Raw genomic sequence first — 18585 nt, forward strand, 5'->3', positions numbered from 1 at the left:
TCCTCCCCCTGGCGGGGGAGGAATTGAGGAATTTATTTCAGCAGTTTCGGTGCTTCCTGCTGGATCACGTCGCGGATCTTGCCGGCGAACAGGCCGAGGAAGCCGGGCAGGTCGACGATCGCATGAACGTTGCTGTCCGATACCGTCGCGCGGCAGCCGATCGTCTGGCCCATCGCGCCGACAGTGAAATGCATCGTATCGCCTTCCCAGCGATGCTCGACCTGCGCGCCGCCGGGGATCAGCCGGCCGATCTTGCCGATGCCGCCGTCGAGGCGTTCGCGGACCGCGGTCTTGCCGAGCTGATGGGGAATGTCGAGTTCGATCGGGGCGCTCATATCTGGTCCTTCGTCGTGGCGAACAGCATCGCATCGTCCCCGAACGCCTTGAACTCGAGCGCGTTGCCCGACGGGTCGGAGAAGAACATCGTCGCCTGCTCGCCCGCCTCGCCGCGGAAGCGGACGTGCGGCTCGATCCCGAAGCGTACGCCCGCGGCGGCGACGCGATCGCTGAGCGCCTGCCAGTCGGCCATGGTGAGGACGACGCCGAAATGGGGGACGGGGACGTGGTGGCCGTCGACTTCGTTGGCGACCTGCACGGCGCGGGCGGCGGGGTCGAGATGCGCGACGATCTGATGGCCGAACAGGTCGAAGTCGATCCACTGGTCGCTGGAACGGCCCTCGGGGCAGCCGAGCACGCCGCCGTAGAAGGCGCGCGCCGCGGCGAGATCGTGGACCGGGAAGGCGAGATGGAAGGGGCGTAGGGACATGTGGCGAAGGTAGGGAAGGGTGGTGGCTGGCGCTACCGCTCAATTCCCTCCGCGACGATGCGCGGACTGCGACACGGTCCACGTCCGTTGGTGCTGAGCTTGTCGAAGCACCTTGAGACTCACCTGCCCGTCGACAGGCTCAGGGCGAACGGCGGATAGGAGCGCGTCGTTCTTCCGGCACGGTCCGAGTGCCGCCTATCCCCTTTGTAGCGCGACATACCGGCTGTGCCGGACGGCGCGCATGCCCGTCTCATGGAGGGAGGACATCGCGTTTGCCGCGCGCTACAGCGCGCCGCATGCCCGCCTTGCTCTCCCGCCGTCCCGCCCTCGTCGCGCTGATCCTCGGGGCGATCGCCGCGACCGGGTTCGCGCCGTTGCAGCTCTGGCCGTTGACGCTGGTCGGGCTCGCCGGGCTTGCCGCGCTGGTCCAGCGCGCCGATACCGGCCGGCGGGCGGCGTGGCTCGGCTGGTGCTGGGGTGCCGGGCATTTCACGATCAACAACAACTGGTTCCAGCACGCCTTCGACTTTCAGGACAAGATGCCGCCGGTGCTCGGCTATTTCGCCGCGGTCGGGCTGGCGCTGTATCTGGCGATCTTCCCGATGGCCGCTGCGGGCATCGGCTGGCGCTTCGGCCGCGGCGCGCGGCCCGATGCCGGTTATGCGCTCGTCTTCGCGGCGGCGTGGATCGCCAGCGAATATCTGCGCAGCGTCCTGTTCAGCGGCTATGCCTGGGACCCGATCGGGGTGATCTGGTTGCCGGTGATCGGCGTCGCGCGGCTGTCGGCGTGGATCGGCACCTATGCACTGTCGGGCGTCACGGTGCTCGCCGCGGTGTCGTTGCTGCTCCTGCCGCAGCGGCGGTGGCGGTTGCCGGCGGGGCTCTTGGCGCTGTTGGTCGTCGCGGCGGTCTCCGCTTTGTGGACGCAGGCGCCGGCCGCCCGGCCCGATGCGCCGCTGCTGCGCGTCGTGCAGCCCAATGTCGGGCAGGACGCACGCGGCGAGGGCGATCAGGAGGTGATGCTCGCCGCGCTGATCCGCCAGTCGGGAACGCCGGGACCGCGGCCGCGGCTGGTGCTGTGGCCCGAGGGGGTGATCCGCGACTATCTCGAAAGTGGCTATCCGCGCTGGATCTATTTCGGCCAGAGCCCGCTGTTCAACCGCTGGCGGCTGGCGCGGCTGCTCGGCCCGCGCGACGTGCTGATGACCGGCCATACGCCGCTGCGCTTCGACGCCAAGGGCGACGTCGCGGGCGCGTCCAATTCGGTGTTCGCGCTCGATGCCCGCGCGCGTATCGTCGGCCGCTACGACAAGGCGCATCTGGTGCCGTTCGGCGAATATCTGCCGGTGCCGTGGCTGCTCAGGCCGCTCGGCCTCGCGCGGCTGGTGCCGGGCGATTTCGACTTCGACGACGGCCCCGGTCCGCGCACGCTGACGATCCCCGGCTTCGGCGCGATCGGCTTTCAGATCTGCTACGAGATCATTTTCTCCGGCCGCACGGTTGACGAGGCGCATCGCCCCGCGATCCTCTTCAACCCCTCGACCGATGCTTGGTTCGGGCGCTGGGGGCCGCCGCAGCATCTCGCGCAGGCGCGAATGCGGGCGATCGAGGAAGGGCTGCCGATCGTCCGCTCGACTCCGACCGGCATTTCGGCGGTGATCGCCGCCGACGGACGGCTGCTCGCCACCGTTCCGCACGAGACGGCGGGGGCGATCGAGCTGCCGATGCCGCCGGCGCTGCCGCCCACTTTGTTCAGCCGGCTGGGGAATTTTGCGGCGCTGATCGTCGCGCTCGGCTTCGCGGCGGCGGCGATTGCCATCCGCCGCCGTGCGCGTTAGGAGCGGACATATAAAGGCATCTTTATATCGTTATGAGGCAGTGATGCGCAGCAGCTATATCTTCACGTCCGAGTCCGTTTCCGAAGGCCATCCCGACAAGGTCGCCGACCAGATCAGCGACACGATCGTCGATCTGTTCCTGTCCAAGGACCCGGAGGCGCGTATCGCCTGCGAGACGCTGACCACCACCAACCTCGTCGTGCTGGCGGGCGAAATCCGCTGCAAGGGCGTCTATGAGAATGGTGCCTGGGCCGACGGCGCGCTCGCCGAGATCGAGGCCGCCGTCCGTGCGACCGTCAGGCGCATCGGCTACGAACAGTCGGGCTTCCACTGGGAAAGCTTCACCTTCGAGAACAACCTGCACGGCCAGTCGGCGGAAATCGCGATGGGCGTCGACGAGGGTTCGAACAAGGACGAGGGCGCGGGCGACCAGGGCATCATGTTCGGTTACGCGACCGACGAGACGCCGGGCCTGATGCCGGCGACGCTCTATTACAGCCACAAGATCCTCGAGACGATGGCGGCCGACCGCCATTCGGGCAAGGCGCCGTTCCTCGAGCCCGACGCCAAGAGCCAGGTGACGCTGCAATATGAGAATGGCGTGCCGACGCGGGCGGTGGCGCTCGTCGTCTCGACGCAGCACAAGGCGGGCTATTGCCTGCAGGGCGACAATGCCGACGCCGCCAAATATGACGTGCTCAAGGATTACGTCACCGGCGTGCTGACGAGCACGTTGCCCGAGGGCTTCGTCACCGACGAGACCAAGGTCTATATCAATCCGACCGGCGCGTTCGAGATCGGCGGGCCGGACGGCGACGCGGGCGTCACCGGCCGCAAGATCATCGTCGACACCTACGGCGGTGCGGCGCCGCACGGCGGCGGCGCATTCAGCGGCAAGGATCCGACCAAGGTCGATCGCTCGGCCGCCTATGTCGCGCGCTACCTTGCCAAGAACGTCGTCGCCGCGGGCCTCGCCAAGCGCTGCACGATCCAGCTCAGCTATGCGATCGGCATTGCCGAGCCGCTGTCGGTCTATGTCGACACGCACGGCACCGGCACGGTCGAAGAAGCGAAGCTGGAACAGGTGCTGCCGCAGCTCGTGCGCCTGACGCCGAAGGGCATCCGCCAGCATCTCAAGCTGAACGCGCCGATCTACGTCAAGTCGGCGGCCTATGGCCATTTCGGTCGCGAGCCCGAGGGCGACCTGTTCACCTGGGAAAAGACCGATCTGGTCGAGCAGCTCAAGGCCGCGGTCGCCTGATCGGTTCGATCAGGGTTGTGTGAACGACACCCTCTCGCGTCGCCGGACGCGGGAGGGTGTTTTCTTTTGGCGGTGAGGCAGGCGCGTTGCGCGGTCGCGGCGGGCGAACCGTCGTCTTATCGGCGGTAGGCGTCGTTGATATCGGTCATCCAGCCGGCCTTGGGCGCCGCGGTGACGCCGCGTGGCTTACGGGCTTCGTCGAGATCGATCGGCTCGGCGAAGCGAATGCCGGCGAGCCGGTCCTTCACCCACATGACCTCCCCGGTCAGCTCCGTGATATGGCCCATTTCGATATCGAGCATCATGCCCGCTGCGAGATCGCCGTCATTATCGATGCACGCCCCTGAGCGCGACAGGTTGCGCACACGCCGCTCACTCTGGCCGCCACCGGGCAGACGGACCGCGGCGCGGACGATGACGCTGTTGCGCTTCTCGCGCGAGGGTTCGGGAGGGATGTTCATAACGCTTCCGTATCGGTGGGCCTAGCACGCGGTGGACGGCAAACCCAGCACAACTTGGCTCAAACTGGTTGAACTTTCTCGGCCGGCGGCGGCGCGAAATGGTTGAACACGGCGTCGACCAGCGCTTCCGACGCCCAGCCGATCGCGCCACCGACCAGCACGTCGGAAAGGTAATGGTTGCCGGCGACCGGCTGGATCGCGGCGACCGCGGCGACGCCGAGTGCGGCGGGGGTGGCGGCGCCGTCGATCTCGCGCGACACGGCCCGTGCGACCGCGACCGCGCCGGCGGTGTGGCCCGAGGGAAAGGAATTGAGATCGTGGTCGTCGCTATCGCCCGGTTCGAACCGGTGATCGCCCTCGTCGATCGCCTTGGCGGGGCGGGTGCGGTCGATCGAATGTTTGATCGCGCTTTTCATACCGGTGGCGACGAGATGCGCCGCGAGCATCCGCGTGCCGCCGCGGATCATATCGGGCCGCCGCCCGACCAGTCCCGCCGCGATCGTCGCGATCGAGGCGGTGATGAGCTGCGGCTGGTCGGCCACCTCGCCAAGGAAGCTGGCGAAGCGCACCGGCAGCGTATCGCGTTTCGCCGCCGCATCCCGGGTCAGATGACGATCCACCCGTTCGACCGACTTCGCGGCCGTCTTCGCCTTGCTCACTGCTCTTCTCCCTGCGGCGGTTCGCCGCGTACCTGTGCGTGCGCGAGCACCGCGAAAATGCCGGCGCCACCGACGAGATTGCCGAGCACCGCCGGCGCGATCAGCCCCGCCAGCGTCTGGACGACGCCGGTCTGGCCGGCGAACAGCAGCAGGAAGGCCTCGCTGGAACCGACGATCGAATGGCTGAAGCCGGCGATCGTCAGGATGTAGGTGAAGATGAAGATCACGGCCACGCTCTGGCTGCGCGCATTGGGCAGCGCCCAGGCGAGGATCGCGATCATGAAGCCGGCGGGGATCGCGTTGACGAAGGTGCGGCCGGCGGACAAGTCCGTGATCCCCGCCGAGATGGCGAGCGCGGCGTGACGGATCGCGTCGCTGCCCATCGCGCCGGTGGCGATCGCCAGCCCGGCGAGCGCGGTGCCGAGCAGATTGGCGACGAGGACGATGCTCCACAGCCGCAGCGTACGGGCCAGCGCCCAGCGCGACGGCCTCGTCACCAGCGGCAGCATCGCGGTGATTGTGCTCTCGGTGAACAATTGCATCCGGCCGAGGATCACCGCCATGAAGCCGACCGGATAGCCGAGGCCGCTGACCAGCTCGCGCCACGGCGCGTCGGGCAGGGCCGCGTGCAGCGCCGCCTCGGTCAGCAGCGAGACGCTGATCGCGATGCCGGCGGCGAGCGCCGACCAGAACAATTGCATCGCGGGACGGCGCAACTCGTCCTCCCCCGATTCGCGCACCGTGCGGTGGAGCGTCTTGGCATCGGCGGCCTTGAGGCCGTCGCCATCGGTGGCGTCGTCGGTCATGTGACGGTGCAACGGACCGCCGCCCCGCTTTGCTCCGCGCGGTGCAGGCGAATGCGGCGTTTCCCTGTGGCGCGTTGTGTTCTAGGGCGCGCCACCATGAACGATCCCGCCACCATCCGCCGCCTCTACGGCCGTCGTCAGGGCCATAAGCTGCGCATCGGCCAGGCCGCACTGGTCGAGGACACACTGGCACCGTTGAGCGTGCCGGAGACGGGTGCGCTCGATGCGCGGGTGCTGTTCGGCGATGACCGCCCGCTGGAGCTCGAGATCGGCTTCGGTGCCGGCGAGCATCTCGCGGGTCAGGCGACGATGCGGCCCGAGACCGGATTCATCGGTTGCGAGCCGTTCCTCAACGGCGTGGTCGGCGCGCTCGGCCATATCCGCGACGGTGGCCTCGCCAATGTGCGGCTGCATATGGGCGATGCGCTGGAGGTGGTCGAGCGGCTGCCCGATGCGAGCCTCAGCCGGGTCTATCTGCTCCACCCCGACCCCTGGCCCAAGGCGCGTCACGCCAAGCGGCGGATGATCAACCACGGCCCGCTCGACGCGATCGCCGCCAAGCTGAAGCCGGGTGCCGAGTTCCGGCTGGGGACGGACGATCCGACCTATTGCCGCTGGGCGATGATGATCATGAACCAGCGCCGCGACTTCGTGTGGACGGCACGGACGCCGGCGGACTTCCTGACCCGGCCCGACGACTGGCCCGAGACACGCTACGAACGCAAGGCGCGGCGGCAGGGCCATGAGGTGTGGTATTTCCGGTATATCCGGCAATAGGCTGCGGGGTTCGCGAGCCGTTCACGCCTGTAGGGCAGGGGGCTTGTCCCCGCTGTTCCGTTGCTGTTTGCGCTTCCCGCTACGGTGATTGCCAGCAAGGCCTTAATGACGTCGGGCAAGGTCAATAAGCGGACGGTCGATGCGCTAAAGCCCGGCACTGGTGTCGGCCTTTTGTGGGATGACGAATTGAAAGGCTTCGGCGTGAAGATCACGCCGGCCGGGCGATCCCAACATCTTCCAGTACCGGATGGGCGGCCGTGAGGCCAAGACGCGGCGCTATACGATCGGCGCGCACGGCTCGCCATGGACGCCGACCACAGCTTGCACCGGGGTCGAGCGGCTGGGGTTGCTTGTTGCTCAGCCGGTCCTAGCACAGGACGCGGTTGGGCCTGACATCATCTCACCGCTGATGACGGGGAGGGATCGGAAGGGCCCGACGATTACCGCGCTGGTCGATAGTGGCGCGTCGATCACCCCACCGCAACGCAAATACTAACAGGCTGGCAAGTCGATTGCGTGGACGCCGGATCAATACGATCAGCTCCAGCAGGCCATTGGTGGCGTTGCGAATCCGCAGCTCGATACGCTTGTTCGCACGGTGGCTTGGCGGTCTATGGACGAAGACGACAGGAAGGCTGCCGTAGGAAGCATTATGGAAGCAGCGCGACGGGGTGCGAAAGGCCGGGTGCTCTCGGTTCAGCCAACATCGGTACTAGCCGCATAGTCTCAGACCCGGCTTACCGACGTAGCTCGTGCGGTGGTGGCGCGGCAGGTAGCGCAGCGCGGGAGCGATTCTTGGGCAGAGTTTCAGTCGGCACGGTAAGCGCCGCAACTTGCGCGTCCCACATCCAAACAGGTCAGGCCTTCTTGCCCTTGTCAGAAGGTGGCCAGATGCTCAGTCTGGCGGGCGGTCACTACGGACGGGAGCCTTGTTTTTCCCACGCGGGCCAAGGGCAGGGCGCCAAGCCTACGTTTTTAGGTAGGCCTCAACCATACATCGGTATCTAGTTCGCCAAGGCAATTCGGCCCGGCGCCCCGCCAGCTTGTGTCACTACGGATGGCGGGGCGTCTCCCTACCTTGGCTAGATTCCATATCGCTTGTTGTCACCACTGGTGATGCAATAGCGACCGCCACGCCGTCCGACGCAAATGTTGCGGCGCTACAGCAGCAATACACGGCCTAGATGACGGTGCGGGGCCCGGTGTTCCCGGCGCGCGAGTCTCAGCACAAAAAAATGAGGGAGGGGGAAACCCCTCCCTCAAAGACGCACTTGTTTTAGAAGCCGAAGCTGGCACCCGCGCGGAAGGTGCGGCCGACCAGACCGGCATAATGCCATGTGGTCAGGAAGTTCGGCGCGCTCGCATATGCCGCGGGAGCGACCGGTGCATGCGCGTTGAACACGTTGCCGACGTTGACGAAGAACGTGAAGTCGTCGTTGACCTTCACCGATCCGTTCAAGTCGACATTGATGAACTTCTTGACGTAGCAAAAGCGATCGCCGCCGGTTGTATCAGTGGTCGCCTTGTACAGCGCCGCCGTGCATGCGGTCGACAGATTGCCTTGGTCGGTTGCAACTGCCTTGATCTTGTCAACGAAATACGTCGTCGCGGTCAAAGAGTATGCGCCTACCTGAAGCGTATTCTGCCAGTTGCCGCGCCACGACGGCGTGCCATTGCCCGACGACAGATCGTACGGACCCATCGTGCCCGCATATTTCTGCACGCCACCGCTGGTGTGCAGGTCGTACTTGAACAGGTGGGTGACCTCGACACGGCTGGTGAAGGTCGAACCCTCACCCAGCGGAACGTTCGCGGTCGCCGCCAGATCGATACCCGAGGTGATCGAGTAATCGGCGTTCACGAACGGCACGTTGATGATCAGCACGCGGGGCAGGGCGCCCGGGAATGCGGGATCGGGCGCATCGACCAGATTGACCGAATAGCCCGGACCGACGTTGGCGACCGCAGCCTGTGCCGCCGCAACGTTGCTCGCGCTGTAGTAAGCCGCCTGTGCCGCACCGATCAACGGCCCGGCGACGATCAGGTCCGACTTCTTGACGTTGTAATAGTCGGCGGTGAAGCTGAACCACTTGACCGGCTGCACGATCACGCCGGCGGTGAAGCTGCGCGAGGTTTCCGGCTTAAGGTCCGGATTGCCGGCGACGCCGCGGCCCAGCGAATAGGACTGGCCGTAAGGATTGCCGTTGCTGCTACACGTCGTTGTGGTGCCGGTGCCGCCATGCGCCAGAATGAAATTACAAGGCGGGGTATAAGTGACGAAGCCCGCATATTGGCTGCGCACGCCACTCTCGGCGAAGGTCGGTGCGCGGAAACCCTGCGAATAGGTGCCGCGGATCGCCAACTGCTTGAACGGCGAGAACTTAACGCCGACCTTAGGTGAGAAGCGGCCGAACCCTTCCGAATAGTGATCGTAACGGCCCGAGGCGTTGACATCCAGGATGGTGAGGATCGGTGCATCGATCTCGAAGTAACCCGCCGAAACCGTGTGCTTGCCGAACGACGACGACGTCGTCAGACCATAGGTGTCGAGCGCGACGTTCTGATTGTTGTTCTCCAGCGTCTCGCGGCGCACCTGCCCGCCGACTGCGACCTGCAACGAGCCACCCGGCAGTTCGAACAGCGCCTTGCTGAGCGACGCATCGAGCGATGCCATCGTCGAATGTGACGGCGTCGTCTTGTCGGGCGACAGCGTATCGCGCACCGCTTGGCTGTTCAGACTCGGATTGACGAAATTGTAGCTGCCGGTGTTGATCGCGCTGCGCAGGGCGGCGATATTGATCAGGCCGTGCTGCGTGATCTCCAGCTCGTCGCGCGCATAGGCGCCCTGCACGCGCCAGTTCCAGCCTTCGCCGAAGCTGCCGTCCAGACCGGCGGTGCCGCGATACACCTCGTTGGTTCGGTCGCTGCCGACCGGGATGTCGCCGAACAGGTAATAAATCCGCGCCGCACCGTTGTTCGGATCGTTGGCGAAGGCGGCCGCATAGGGGTTGTTCGGGTTGAGCTGGCGACCTGCCGTGCCCGGCACCGAACAGTTGATGCCCGACGTGCAGATGTACACCGGCAGGACGACACCCGGGTTGCTCGATGCGGCTGCCGGTGCGCCGCCAAACGGCTGCGTCGCACGGATCGCCGACGGCGTGCCCCTGATGCTCACATCGCTGCGGCTGTAGCTGCCGGTGATATAACCCTCGATCGAATCGCTCAGGCGGACGCTGATCCGGCCGTTGACCGAATAGCGCTCCTGCAACGGCTGGATCTGACGGTAGCGATCGACGAGATCGTAACGGCAACCGACGCCGTTCACCGCCGCACTGGTTTGCCGATAAGTGCCGTTGCTGCAGGTGCCGAGGTTCAGCGTCTGGAACTGCGTGCTCAGCGCCGCCGTCGAACCCGCCAGCGGGTTGTTCAGGTCGGTCTGGCGCACGCGCACCACGACCGCACTGGGAGTGGCGGTGGTTAGGTTCTGGTCGGCGGTGTTAAGGTCGTTGCCGCCGATGCTGGTCAGATCCTGCGTATTGTACGGGAAGCCGCGGCTGTGGTTCGAGATGCGGCCGTCGCGCTGGTATTCGCCGTTGATGTATACGTTGAAGCCCTTGTCCTCATAGTCGCCATAGCCGAGCGTCAGGTTCGCGCGCTGGCGTGCGCCGTCGCCCTTCTCCGCCAGACCCGCCTCGACCGTGCCGGTCAGGCCGACGACGTGCTTCTTGAGGATCAGGTTGACCACGCCGCCGATCGCGTCCGCGCCGTAGGTTGACGACGCGCCGTCCTTCAGCACTTCGATCCGGTCGATCAGGCTGAACGGGATCGAGTTAAGGTCGACGTAGGAATTGTGGCCGTCGTCGCTGATCGGGAAATTGGCCGAACGCAGCCCATCGACCAGCACCAGCGTGGATGACACGCCCAGACCGCGGAGCGATACGGCGGAGCCGCCGGCGCTGAAGCCCGACTGAAAGCCGGTACCGATCGAACCCGCGCCATCGGCGGAGATCGATCGGATCGCATCGGTTGCCGTAGTGATGCCTGCCTTTGCGATGGTGTCGGCGGTCAGGATGGTGACGGGCGATGGCGTCTCCGTGTCGGCACGACGGAAGAGCGAGCCGGTCACGACAATATCGCCGTCCGGCTGCGTTGATTGTGCGTCCGGCGTGGTCGGCGCGGCCTGTTGCCGATCAATCTCTACTTTGCCGGGCGTCTGAGGCTGCTCAGCCGAACTCGATTGATCGGTGGCGGCGGACCCCGGACTGGCCTGAGCGGTCGATGGCGTAATCGAGAGCGCGATCACGAAGGGTGTTGCAGCAGCGAGAAGCGCAGCCTTCCGCGCAAGACGAGAAGCGATGATCACTATTGGTATTTCCCCCTGTGGCGGCCACCCCCCTGGCGGCGCACACATCCGTCGAGGCCTGCCCCGACGCAAACGAAGGTGTCGGGCGAGATGCGGGATGTAAAGATTTGTTTCTACAGCGCGAGTATCTGGTGCCATCTTGTTGCAGGCACGCCACAGCTTGTCACGGATTCTGCCCTATTGGGTCTGCCTCTGTTGAGCTGGTGAAAGCGGCCGATGCCAATATGCATTCTTGGGAACATATCCCGAACATATGATCGTTGGCAGGGGGGGGGCATGGTGGAGGCATGCGCATGATCGGGCAAAATGAAGATGCTCGGCAGCAGGTTGCGTTTGGCAGGTGGTTGCTGACGCAACGTGACCGCGGAGACTGGGTGGACGGCATAGCCGAAGCCGCTAGCGCTGATCGTACTTTTCCGCGCGAGGGCAACCCGGAGGCGGTTCGGGCTCACCTCTGCAAACAGCAACCTGATGGCGATGCCTTCGCCGCGCTGGATGACGCGGAGAGCGATTGAATTGCGGCCTGACCGATGATCGCCATGATGTTGGCCGCCAAGCTGCCGGCATTCACCTGCGACGTGATCCGTGTCCATGACGGCGACGGCCCCCTATGGTGCCGATCGGGCGAAAAGGAGCGCGTGGCCGGTATTCAGGCGCCGGACTTCGAAAGCGCCGGACTCCGTCGCCGCCTGATGCGCGCCGCAACGCCTATACCTGCGATGATCGCGCCGCGGCACACGCTCAGAGCATCGTGTCGCGGCTGACGCTCGGCAAGCGCCTGACCTGCCAGCCACAGGGCAAGAGCTACAGCCGCATCGTCGCGCGCTGCACGCTGCCGGACGGCCGGTCGCTGTCGTGCGCCGTCATCGCTGCCGGGGCTGCCGGGGCTGCCGTGCGGTGGGACTGGTACTGGCGGCAGTATGGGATGGGGGAGTGTCGGTGATTGCTAGATGAGCAGTGATCTGCGCATGACGGCTCGGCTGCGCGACGTTGAAAGCCGTCGGCACAACTTACGATCAGCGTAGCATCGAAATTGCATTGCGTGCTTAGCGGGTGATTGTTCGGCATCTTTTGGGCTGATCGTAATGGTGATGCAACGCCCAGATAACCGTGACTTTAGCGGGGCTGAGCACCTAAAATGTGGTATTTCCGGTATATCCGGCAATAGGCTGCGAAGTTCGCGAGCCGTTCACGCCTGTAGGAGAGGGGGCTTGTTCCCGCTGTTCCCGATGCAGTGATTGCCAGCGTGGTTCCCTGCTCACGCGGGCTCCGTGCAGGGCGCCAAACATGCGTTAGGCGGGTCTTAACCATATAACGGTATTGCGATCGCCAAGGCAATTCGGCCCGGCGCCCCGCCAGCTTGTGTCACTACGGACGGCGGGGCGTCTTCTATCTTTGATCAGGCCCCATATCGCTCGTTGCCGCCACTGGCGTTGCAATAGCGGCCGCTACCCGGTCCGACGCAGATAGTGTGGCCGGACACGGAGCATGAGCCAGCCGAGTTCTGAGCCGAGGCGTGCTTTTAATTTAACCGTCCTGCCGGGCCAGAAAGCGCAAGCTCGCAACTTTCCACGCGTCCCGTCTTTGTTTGGATGGGGCGGCATGTGCCCGGTCGGATCGCCAACCCGAACCTGCTGAGCGTTGCGATCCCCGCTGCGTCGGTCGGTGCTTCTGCCAGCGATCGCACGAAAGGGGCTGCCCGGATCATGCTCAGCGCCCGCGCGCCCAGCAAATCGCCACGTGTCAGCGGAAACGTCCCGCCCACCCGTACGAAGCGCGCGTCGTCGGGAAGGGCATGGATCAGGAACCCGAGCGGCGTATCACCCGGCAGAACATAGACCGTTCCCGCACGATGAACCGCCGTCATTCCCCGCGCGCCGAACCAGTCCGCGGTGAACGGTGCCCGCCCCCATCCCGCGTGATGCGTCGTCATCGACAGCAGGACCGCCGCAACGATCATCACGCGCGGCGTCCAGCGATCACGAACCGGCGGCAATATTCGGAGCGCTGCAAGGACCAGCACGCCGCTCAGCAACTCGATCGTCACGAGATAGCGCAGGATGGCGAAGGCGAATAGCCACATGAGATAGGTGGCCAAGGCAAACGTCGCGACCAGCAGCGCTGCGCTGGACCGCCCGTCCCGATCATCGCGGCGCACGATGCAGCCAATTGCCACCAATAAGGCAGCGGACAGGCCGATGGGGTAACGTCGATCGACCAGCGGCACTTCGGTCCCCGGCGTCCTGTCGCCGATCAGCCAATGCCAGGGATAGGTGACGATCCCGGACCAGTCCCGCGGCAGGAAGGTCGTATCGATCACCGGCGAGGCAGGCGCGAACGGGGACCGGAACAATTGATTGAAGATCGGGAACACCGGATTGCCGAACATCGTCCACATCCGCCACGCCCACCATCCCCCGGTCAGCGCAAATCCGGCTGCGCCCCCGATCGTCAAAGCGACGACCGCCGCCGGTGACAGCCTGCGAACGAGCACGCAGGCTGTCACGGCCCCAGCGAGGCCGATCGCCAACGGCACGTTCGTCAGCTTCAACCCACACGCCGCGCCCATCAAGATTCCGGCAACGGCGACGCTATGCTGGGCTTTCGCGAGATCGGGGGACCGCATGGCGACGATCACCGCGTAGATCGCGCCCAGAGCGGCGATGCTGAGCGTCGAATCGAGGAAGGTCGTTCCCGCCTCGCCGAACATGATCGCGCCGCTCATCCCGATCGCAACGCAGGCACAGCTCGACCGCACCCGAGCCTCGCGCGGCAGATCTCCAGCGACGGCGTCGGCAATGAGATAGATCAACGGCGCGTTCAGCCCGCTCGCCGCCGCCAGCGCGGCTGACGCCAGCCACGGGGGCAAGGACGTTATCGCCAGAAAGGCGGGAACATAGCCGATCGGGTTGAACCATGATTGCAGCCCCGACGGCGCGACATTGACGTCGTAGCGCCCACTCAACAGCAATGCCGGCGATGCGAAGTGATAATTCAGCAGGTCCCAATTATAGTCCTGCCCCGACAGCCAGCCGACCACCATCATCAGCACGACGCCTGCAAACCCCGCGATCACCGGGTTCGCTGGCCGCCGCCATGCTTTTGCCGCCGTGCCCGGAGCTGCGTCTGCCGCAATGAGACTTATCCGGCCCATGACGATCCGGGGTATTCCGGGCGTGGTTAAGGTCGCGTGATCGGCCACCCGGAGGAGTAGGTGATGGGGTCGGTCATGGAGCCAATATGGGATGGGGACGTGTCGGCGATCGGCATGGCCGTCTGGGCATCAAGCCTTGCCCTCCCGCTCGGAAGCAGGGCTATCGCATATGAAGCGCGCCAACTTCCAAGCCCACTCCGTCACCCCAGACTTGTTCCGGGGTCCACCCCGCGGCGGGGAGAAAGGCTTGATTCGACGCCGTTCTCTCGCGGCCCGGTGAACCCCGGAACGAGTCCGGGGTGACGAATCCCATAAGGACACCGGTCGAGCCTCATCACCGCAGCCATATGCGCTAGCCCTCCCGTTCGGAAGGGGCGGGCACTGGTCCATAGCGCGGTCAGCGCAGCAGCGCGCCGATCGCTTGCAGGATGGTGGCACCGCCGAGCGGCGCGATCAGCAGCAGCACGATGTTGACGCCGACGACGACCTCCATCGTCTTGCGTTGCCGCGGGGTCAGGCGGCGCGGCGGCGGCTTGGGTTCCCAACGGGGTGGGGGTGGTTGGTCGTGGAAGTCGACGAACATGGACCCTCCTCGTGCGTCAGCGGCGACGCTTCTTCTTCGGCTCGGGCGCGGGCCAGACCGGTAGCGCGACATACACGATCGGCAGCACCCTGGCGATGGTCCGTGCGCCATCGACCGCGGGGTTGGCGGGAAATTGCGCGCGTGCCTTGGCGAAGATGAAGCGCGCGCGGGCGGCGCCCGGCGCGGTCGCGCTGGTGCCGACCCAGCGCCAATGCCACGGCTCCCACTTCACATTCTGCTTGTTGCCGCCGGGGAAGGACATTTCGAAGCCGAAGCGCGGCGCATTGGCGACCAGCCAGCGCGCCGCCGGCGTCGCCGCCATGCACGCCTCGGCATCGGGGCAGCCGTTCGCCGGGCGGACCGCGAAATCGAGCGCATAGCCGGTCGAATGTTCGCTGTGGCCGGGCGGCGCGACGGAAATCGCGCGGGTCGCGTCGGGATCGCCGCCCGCATCGGGATGTTCGCGGCAGAAGACGCTCGCCTGACGGATGATCGAACGGTGGCAGGAGAGCGCGCGAAGCTGGCCCATCACCGCCGGATCGCCCTGTGCCGCGGCGAGCAGCCGCTCGAGATCGGGGATCATGTCGCGGCGGACCATGCAGCCGTTGAGCGCGAAGCCAGCCGGCGCGGCCACCAGTTCGTCGGGCGGCGCGTCGCCGTAGGGAAGGTGGCCGTAGACGCGGCCGTCGCGCGCCATGCTCGCCGAAGCGCCGGCGCAGACCTGCGCGGTCGCGGGGGCGGCGAGAACCATGGTGGCGAGCAGAAGAGCGGCGCGACGCATCGCGCGCCTCTGGCGCGGACGGGCAGGGAGTGGCAAGGCGTTTCTCATGCATGGCGACCGCGTATTGTTCATCGACGGCGAGGCTCTGGTCATCGACAAGCCCGCGGGCTTGCCGGTCGACAAACCGCGCGACGGCTCCCTCAGTCTGGAGAATCACCTCGATTCGCTGAAGTTCGGCTTCCAGCGCTGGCCCACCGCGGTGCACCGGCTCGACCGCGACACCAGCGGCTGCCTGCTGCTGTCGCGCAATCCCAAGGCGCAGGCGCGCTTCCAGCAGGCGTTCGAGCGCGGCGAGGTGGAGAAACGCTATCTCGCGATCCTCGCTGGCGTGCCGGAGGCAAGCGAGGGCGTGATCGAGATGCCGCTCGGCAAGGTCAGCACGCGCGAGGAGGGCTGGCGGATCGTCGAGGACCCCAAGGGCAAGGCATCGCGCACCGCCTGGCGGCTGCTCGCCACGCGTGACGGCCGCGCGCTGGTCGAGTTCCGGCCGACGACCGGGCGGACGCACCAGATCCGCGTCCACGCCGCGAGCGGGCTCAGCCTGCCGGTGGTCGGCGATCCCGTCTATGGCGCCGGCGAGCCGGGCGGCATGATGCTGCATGCGGCGGCGCTGACCGTGCCACGCGCCAACAAGGACCCGATCGTCGCCGAGGCGCCGCTGCCCGAGCGGTTCGGCGTGTGGCCGGGGATCGTGTCGGCGGCGCCGGCGGACTAGGCGACCCGCCGTGCCGCTGATCCAGGTGACGCGATCGATCGCGATCGACGAGCGGGAGGTGGAGGAGAGCTTCACGCGCTCGTCGGGGCCGGGCGGGCAGCACGTCAACACCACCGACAGCGCGGTGCTGCTGCGCTTCGATGTCTGGGGCTCACCCAATCTGCCCGATCTGGTCAAGGCGCGGATGAGCGTGCTGGCGGGATCGCGGCTGAGCAAGGACGGCGTGCTGACGCTGCGCGGCGAGAGCAACCGCTCGCAGGAAATGAACCGGCGCGAGGTGCGCGAGCGACTGGTCGCGTTGATCCAGGAAGCGACCATCGTGCCGAAGAAGCGCCGGCCGACCAAGCCGAGCAAATCGGCGAAGGCGCGGCGGGTCGACGAGAAGAAGGGGCGCAGCTCCGTGAAGGCCGGGCGCGGGCGGGTGCGGGTGGAGTAGGGGCGATGCCCTCTTCGTTGCGGCGATGAGGGGGCGGACGGTATGCAATGTGGTTTTTTGATCCTTCCGTCACCCCGGACTTGTTCCGGGGTCCACTCTGCGGCGAGGAGAAGGCTTGAGGGGGGACCGCTCCCCTGCCGCCCGGTGGACCCCGGAACAAGTCCGGGGTGAAGGAGAAAGCTTGAGAAGAACCGCCCGTATGCAAGGGCTTCCAGTGGCCGGGGAGGAATTGGGTCTGCACTATATGCGTTGCACCGTATCGCCCCTACATCGCGCGGCATGTATCAGTTCGACATTTCCGCCGGCTCGAAGGCCGATCTGTATCACGATCTGCTGTCCGCACTCGATGCGCTGACCGCGGACGAGCCCGATGCCATCGCCAATATGGCCAATGCCTCGGCGCTGATCTGGCAATATCTGCCGGACCTCAACTGGGCGGGCTTCTATCGGCTGGTCGGCGACGAGCTCGTGCTCGGGCCGTTCCAGGGCAAGGCGGCGTGCATCCGCATCGCGCTCGGCAAGGGCGTGTGCGGCACCGCGGCGGCGACGCGGACGACGCAATTGGTCGAGGACGTCCATGCCTTTCCCGGTCACATCGCCTGCGACGCGGCGAGCCGGTCGGAGCTGGTGGTGCCGATCGTCCGAGACGGAATGCTGGTCGGCGTGCTCGATCTCGACAGTCCGGAAGCCGCGCGCTTCGATGCCGAGGATGCCGCCGGCTGCGAGGCGCTCGCGGCGTTGTTGGCGAGCCGAACCCTTTGATCCGAAACGGGACTGCCGGCGGTCTGGCGACTCCGGGGGTGAAATGATAGGCTGATTGCTAATGTGACGTTAACCGTCGGCGTCGGGGGCGGCGTACGGGCAGCAGGGAGAAGACGATGCGGACGTGGTGGATTGCGACGGCCGGCCTGGTGCTGGGTGCCGCCGGCGGTGCGGATGCGCAGCGGGTGATCGCGCATGGTCCCGATGGCCCGCGCGCGGGGGCCGGCTATCCCGCGCCGGTCGTCGGCGTGGCACCGCCGAAGACCATCCAGTCGTGGCAGGCGCCGCGCGGCGGCTACCGTCGGCCGGTCGCCGCCCCCGCGGGTCAATCGCGCTGGGGCAGCAAGGTCGGTGGTCGCTGGTGGGGCGGCGCCAACGCGCCCGGCGGCTGGAGCGCCTATCGCCGGCCGTACCGCGGCTATGCCTTGCCGCGCTATTGGGTCGCCCCGCGCTTTTACGTCACCGACTGGCAGGGCTATGGCCTGAGCCGGCCGATGCCGGGGTACAATTGGGTGCGCTATTACGACGATGCGGTGCTGATCGACGCGCGCGGATCGGTGTTCGACACGCGTGATGGCATCGATTGGGACGGTTATGGCGGCGACGGCTATGCGCCGGACGATCGCGGCTACGACGATCGCGGCTACGACGATCGCGGCTATGACGACCGGAGCTACGAGCCGCGCAGCTATGCGCGACGCGACGATGGTCTGGGTGGCGCCGTGGTCGGCGCGGCCGCTGGCGGGGTCGCGGGCAATGTGATCGCCGGCCGCGGCAACCGCCTCGGCGGGACGGTGATCGGTGCCGGCGTCGGCGCCGCCGCGGGCTATGCGATCGATCGTGCCGAGGATCGGCGCGAGCCGCCGCCGCCGCCGGCCTATCGCCGCGACTATGACGTGCCGGTCGCACCGGATCGCGCGCCGCCGCCCCCGCCGGTCGGCTACGCGCCGGGCGGGGAGGCCTGGCGTTCGGCGGATGGTACGACGACGGTGACGACGTCGAGCGGCAGCGGCGGCTATTATCGCGGCGGCTATTATTATCCGGGCGCATCCTCGACCACCGTCGTGGTGCAGAGCGCACCGGTGGTGACGACGACGACCACCGAAACCTATGAGGATGCGGTGACCTATACGCGGCGTCCGGCGGTGCGGACCAAGACGCGGCGGGTGTGGCGGCCGGCGCCGAAATGCAACTGCCGGTGATGGTGCGGGCTGCCGGCTGAC

The 18585-nt window shown here is 66.5% G+C and carries 20 protein-coding genes; 11 read left to right on the top strand and 9 right to left on the bottom strand.

Annotation, left to right across the window (positions count from 1 at the left end):
- Window positions 1–32: 32 nt before the first annotated feature.
- Both FFS23_RS06395 and FFS23_RS06400 read right to left on the bottom strand, forming a co-directional pair.
- Window positions 33–335 (bottom strand): polyhydroxyalkanoic acid system family protein, encoded by a 303-nt coding sequence (locus FFS23_RS06395; RefSeq protein WP_038662297.1) that lies wholly within the window; start codon window positions 333–335, stop codon window positions 33–35.
- Complete coding sequence (locus FFS23_RS06400) at window positions 332–766, bottom strand: VOC family protein (RefSeq protein ID WP_137897923.1); 435 nt, start codon at window positions 764–766, stop codon at window positions 332–334. The genes FFS23_RS06395 and FFS23_RS06400 overlap by 4 nt, the downstream gene beginning before the upstream one ends.
- Before the next feature lie 296 nt (window positions 767–1062).
- Between FFS23_RS06400 and lnt the strand changes: the two genes are divergently transcribed.
- Window positions 1063–2604 carry an apolipoprotein N-acyltransferase gene (lnt, locus tag FFS23_RS06405; protein ID WP_137897924.1) on the top strand — a complete coding sequence of 514 codons (1542 nt, stop codon included), beginning with the start codon at window positions 1063–1065 and terminating at the stop codon, window positions 2602–2604.
- Between the two features lie 43 nt (window positions 2605–2647).
- Complete coding sequence (gene metK / locus FFS23_RS06410; protein WP_038662288.1) at window positions 2648–3865, top strand: methionine adenosyltransferase; 1218 nt, start codon at window positions 2648–2650, stop codon at window positions 3863–3865.
- 116 nt (window positions 3866–3981) lie between these two features.
- Here metK and FFS23_RS06415 read toward each other — a convergent pair whose 3' ends face one another.
- From FFS23_RS06415 to FFS23_RS06425, 3 genes are read right to left on the bottom strand one after another with little or no spacing between them, the layout of a single operon-like run.
- Window positions 3982–4326 carry a PilZ domain-containing protein gene (locus FFS23_RS06415; protein ID WP_137897925.1) on the bottom strand — a complete coding sequence of 115 codons (345 nt, stop codon included), beginning with the start codon at window positions 4324–4326 and terminating at the stop codon, window positions 3982–3984.
- 59 nt (window positions 4327–4385) lie between these two features.
- A complete protein-coding gene (locus FFS23_RS06420; RefSeq protein ID WP_137897926.1) occupies window positions 4386–4985 on the bottom strand; it encodes a phosphatase PAP2 family protein in 600 nt (199 codons plus the stop codon).
- Window positions 4982–5791: a formate/nitrite transporter family protein gene (locus tag FFS23_RS06425; protein ID WP_137897927.1), complete on the bottom strand. Its 810-nt coding sequence runs from the start codon at window positions 5789–5791 to the stop codon at window positions 4982–4984. Before FFS23_RS06425 ends, FFS23_RS06420 begins: the two co-directional genes overlap by 4 nt.
- Window positions 5792–5887: 96 nt before the next feature.
- Between FFS23_RS06425 and trmB the strand changes: the two genes are divergently transcribed.
- Both trmB and FFS23_RS06435 read left to right on the top strand, forming a co-directional pair.
- Window positions 5888–6568 carry a tRNA (guanine(46)-N(7))-methyltransferase TrmB gene (gene trmB, locus FFS23_RS06430; RefSeq protein WP_137897928.1) on the top strand — a complete coding sequence of 227 codons (681 nt, stop codon included), beginning with the start codon at window positions 5888–5890 and terminating at the stop codon, window positions 6566–6568.
- Between the two features lie 84 nt (window positions 6569–6652).
- Window positions 6653–6829: a hypothetical protein gene (locus tag FFS23_RS06435; RefSeq protein ID WP_212742917.1), complete on the top strand. Its 177-nt coding sequence runs from the start codon at window positions 6653–6655 to the stop codon at window positions 6827–6829.
- Between the two features lie 1015 nt (window positions 6830–7844).
- On the opposite strand, the gene FFS23_RS06440 is transcribed toward FFS23_RS06435, so the two are convergent.
- Window positions 7845–10979: a TonB-dependent receptor domain-containing protein gene (locus FFS23_RS06440; RefSeq protein WP_137897949.1), complete on the bottom strand. Its 3135-nt coding sequence runs from the start codon at window positions 10977–10979 to the stop codon at window positions 7845–7847.
- Between the two features lie 239 nt (window positions 10980–11218).
- On the opposite strand from FFS23_RS06440, the gene FFS23_RS06445 reads away from it, so the two are divergent.
- The 3 genes from FFS23_RS06445 to FFS23_RS20390 are packed head-to-tail and all read left to right on the top strand — an operon-like array spanning window position 11219 to window position 11874.
- Window positions 11219–11446 (top strand): hypothetical protein, encoded by a 228-nt coding sequence (locus tag FFS23_RS06445; protein ID WP_249340552.1) that lies wholly within the window; start codon window positions 11219–11221, stop codon window positions 11444–11446.
- Between the two features lie 15 nt (window positions 11447–11461).
- A complete protein-coding gene (locus FFS23_RS20385; protein ID WP_249340553.1) occupies window positions 11462–11695 on the top strand; it encodes a hypothetical protein in 234 nt (77 codons plus the stop codon).
- Window positions 11683–11874, top strand: a complete 192-nt coding sequence (locus FFS23_RS20390) for a hypothetical protein (RefSeq protein WP_249340554.1) — start codon at window positions 11683–11685, stop codon at window positions 11872–11874. The genes FFS23_RS20385 and FFS23_RS20390 overlap by 13 nt, the downstream gene beginning before the upstream one ends.
- A 579-nt stretch (window positions 11875–12453) precedes the next feature.
- Here FFS23_RS20390 and FFS23_RS06455 read toward each other — a convergent pair.
- From FFS23_RS06455 to FFS23_RS06465, 3 genes are all read right to left on the bottom strand, one after another.
- Entirely contained in the window at window positions 12454–14133 is a 1680-nt protein-coding gene (locus tag FFS23_RS06455; RefSeq protein WP_137897929.1) for a hypothetical protein, read from the bottom strand.
- Window positions 14134–14482: 349 nt separating this feature from the next.
- Complete coding sequence (locus FFS23_RS06460; RefSeq protein WP_137897930.1) at window positions 14483–14668, bottom strand: hypothetical protein; 186 nt, start codon at window positions 14666–14668, stop codon at window positions 14483–14485.
- A 16-nt stretch (window positions 14669–14684) separates the two neighbouring features.
- Complete coding sequence (locus FFS23_RS06465; protein WP_137897931.1) at window positions 14685–15449, bottom strand: M15 family metallopeptidase; 765 nt, start codon at window positions 15447–15449, stop codon at window positions 14685–14687.
- Window positions 15450–15495: 46 nt separating this feature from the next.
- Between FFS23_RS06465 and FFS23_RS06470 the strand changes: the two genes are divergently transcribed.
- The 4 genes from FFS23_RS06470 (at window position 15496) to FFS23_RS06485 (ending at window position 18564) form a co-directional block, all read left to right on the top strand.
- The gene (locus FFS23_RS06470; RefSeq protein WP_137897932.1) at window positions 15496–16164 is read left to right on the top strand and encodes an RluA family pseudouridine synthase; all 669 of its coding nucleotides are present in this window, start codon (window positions 15496–15498) and stop codon (window positions 16162–16164) included.
- Between the two features lie 10 nt (window positions 16165–16174).
- Complete coding sequence (gene arfB / locus FFS23_RS06475) at window positions 16175–16600, top strand: alternative ribosome rescue aminoacyl-tRNA hydrolase ArfB (protein ID WP_137897933.1); 426 nt, start codon at window positions 16175–16177, stop codon at window positions 16598–16600.
- A 279-nt stretch (window positions 16601–16879) separates the two neighbouring features.
- Window positions 16880–17362: a free L-methionine (R)-S-oxide reductase MsrC gene (msrC, locus tag FFS23_RS06480; protein WP_137897934.1), complete on the top strand. Its 483-nt coding sequence runs from the start codon at window positions 16880–16882 to the stop codon at window positions 17360–17362.
- A 116-nt stretch (window positions 17363–17478) separates the two neighbouring features.
- Entirely contained in the window at window positions 17479–18564 is a 1086-nt protein-coding gene (locus FFS23_RS06485) for an RcnB family protein (protein WP_137897935.1), read from the top strand.
- Window positions 18565–18585 lie beyond the last annotated feature (21 nt).

Source organism: Sphingomonas sp. 2SG (assembly GCF_005503285.1).
GTDB lineage: Bacteria > Pseudomonadota > Alphaproteobacteria > Sphingomonadales > Sphingomonadaceae > Sphingomonas > Sphingomonas taxi.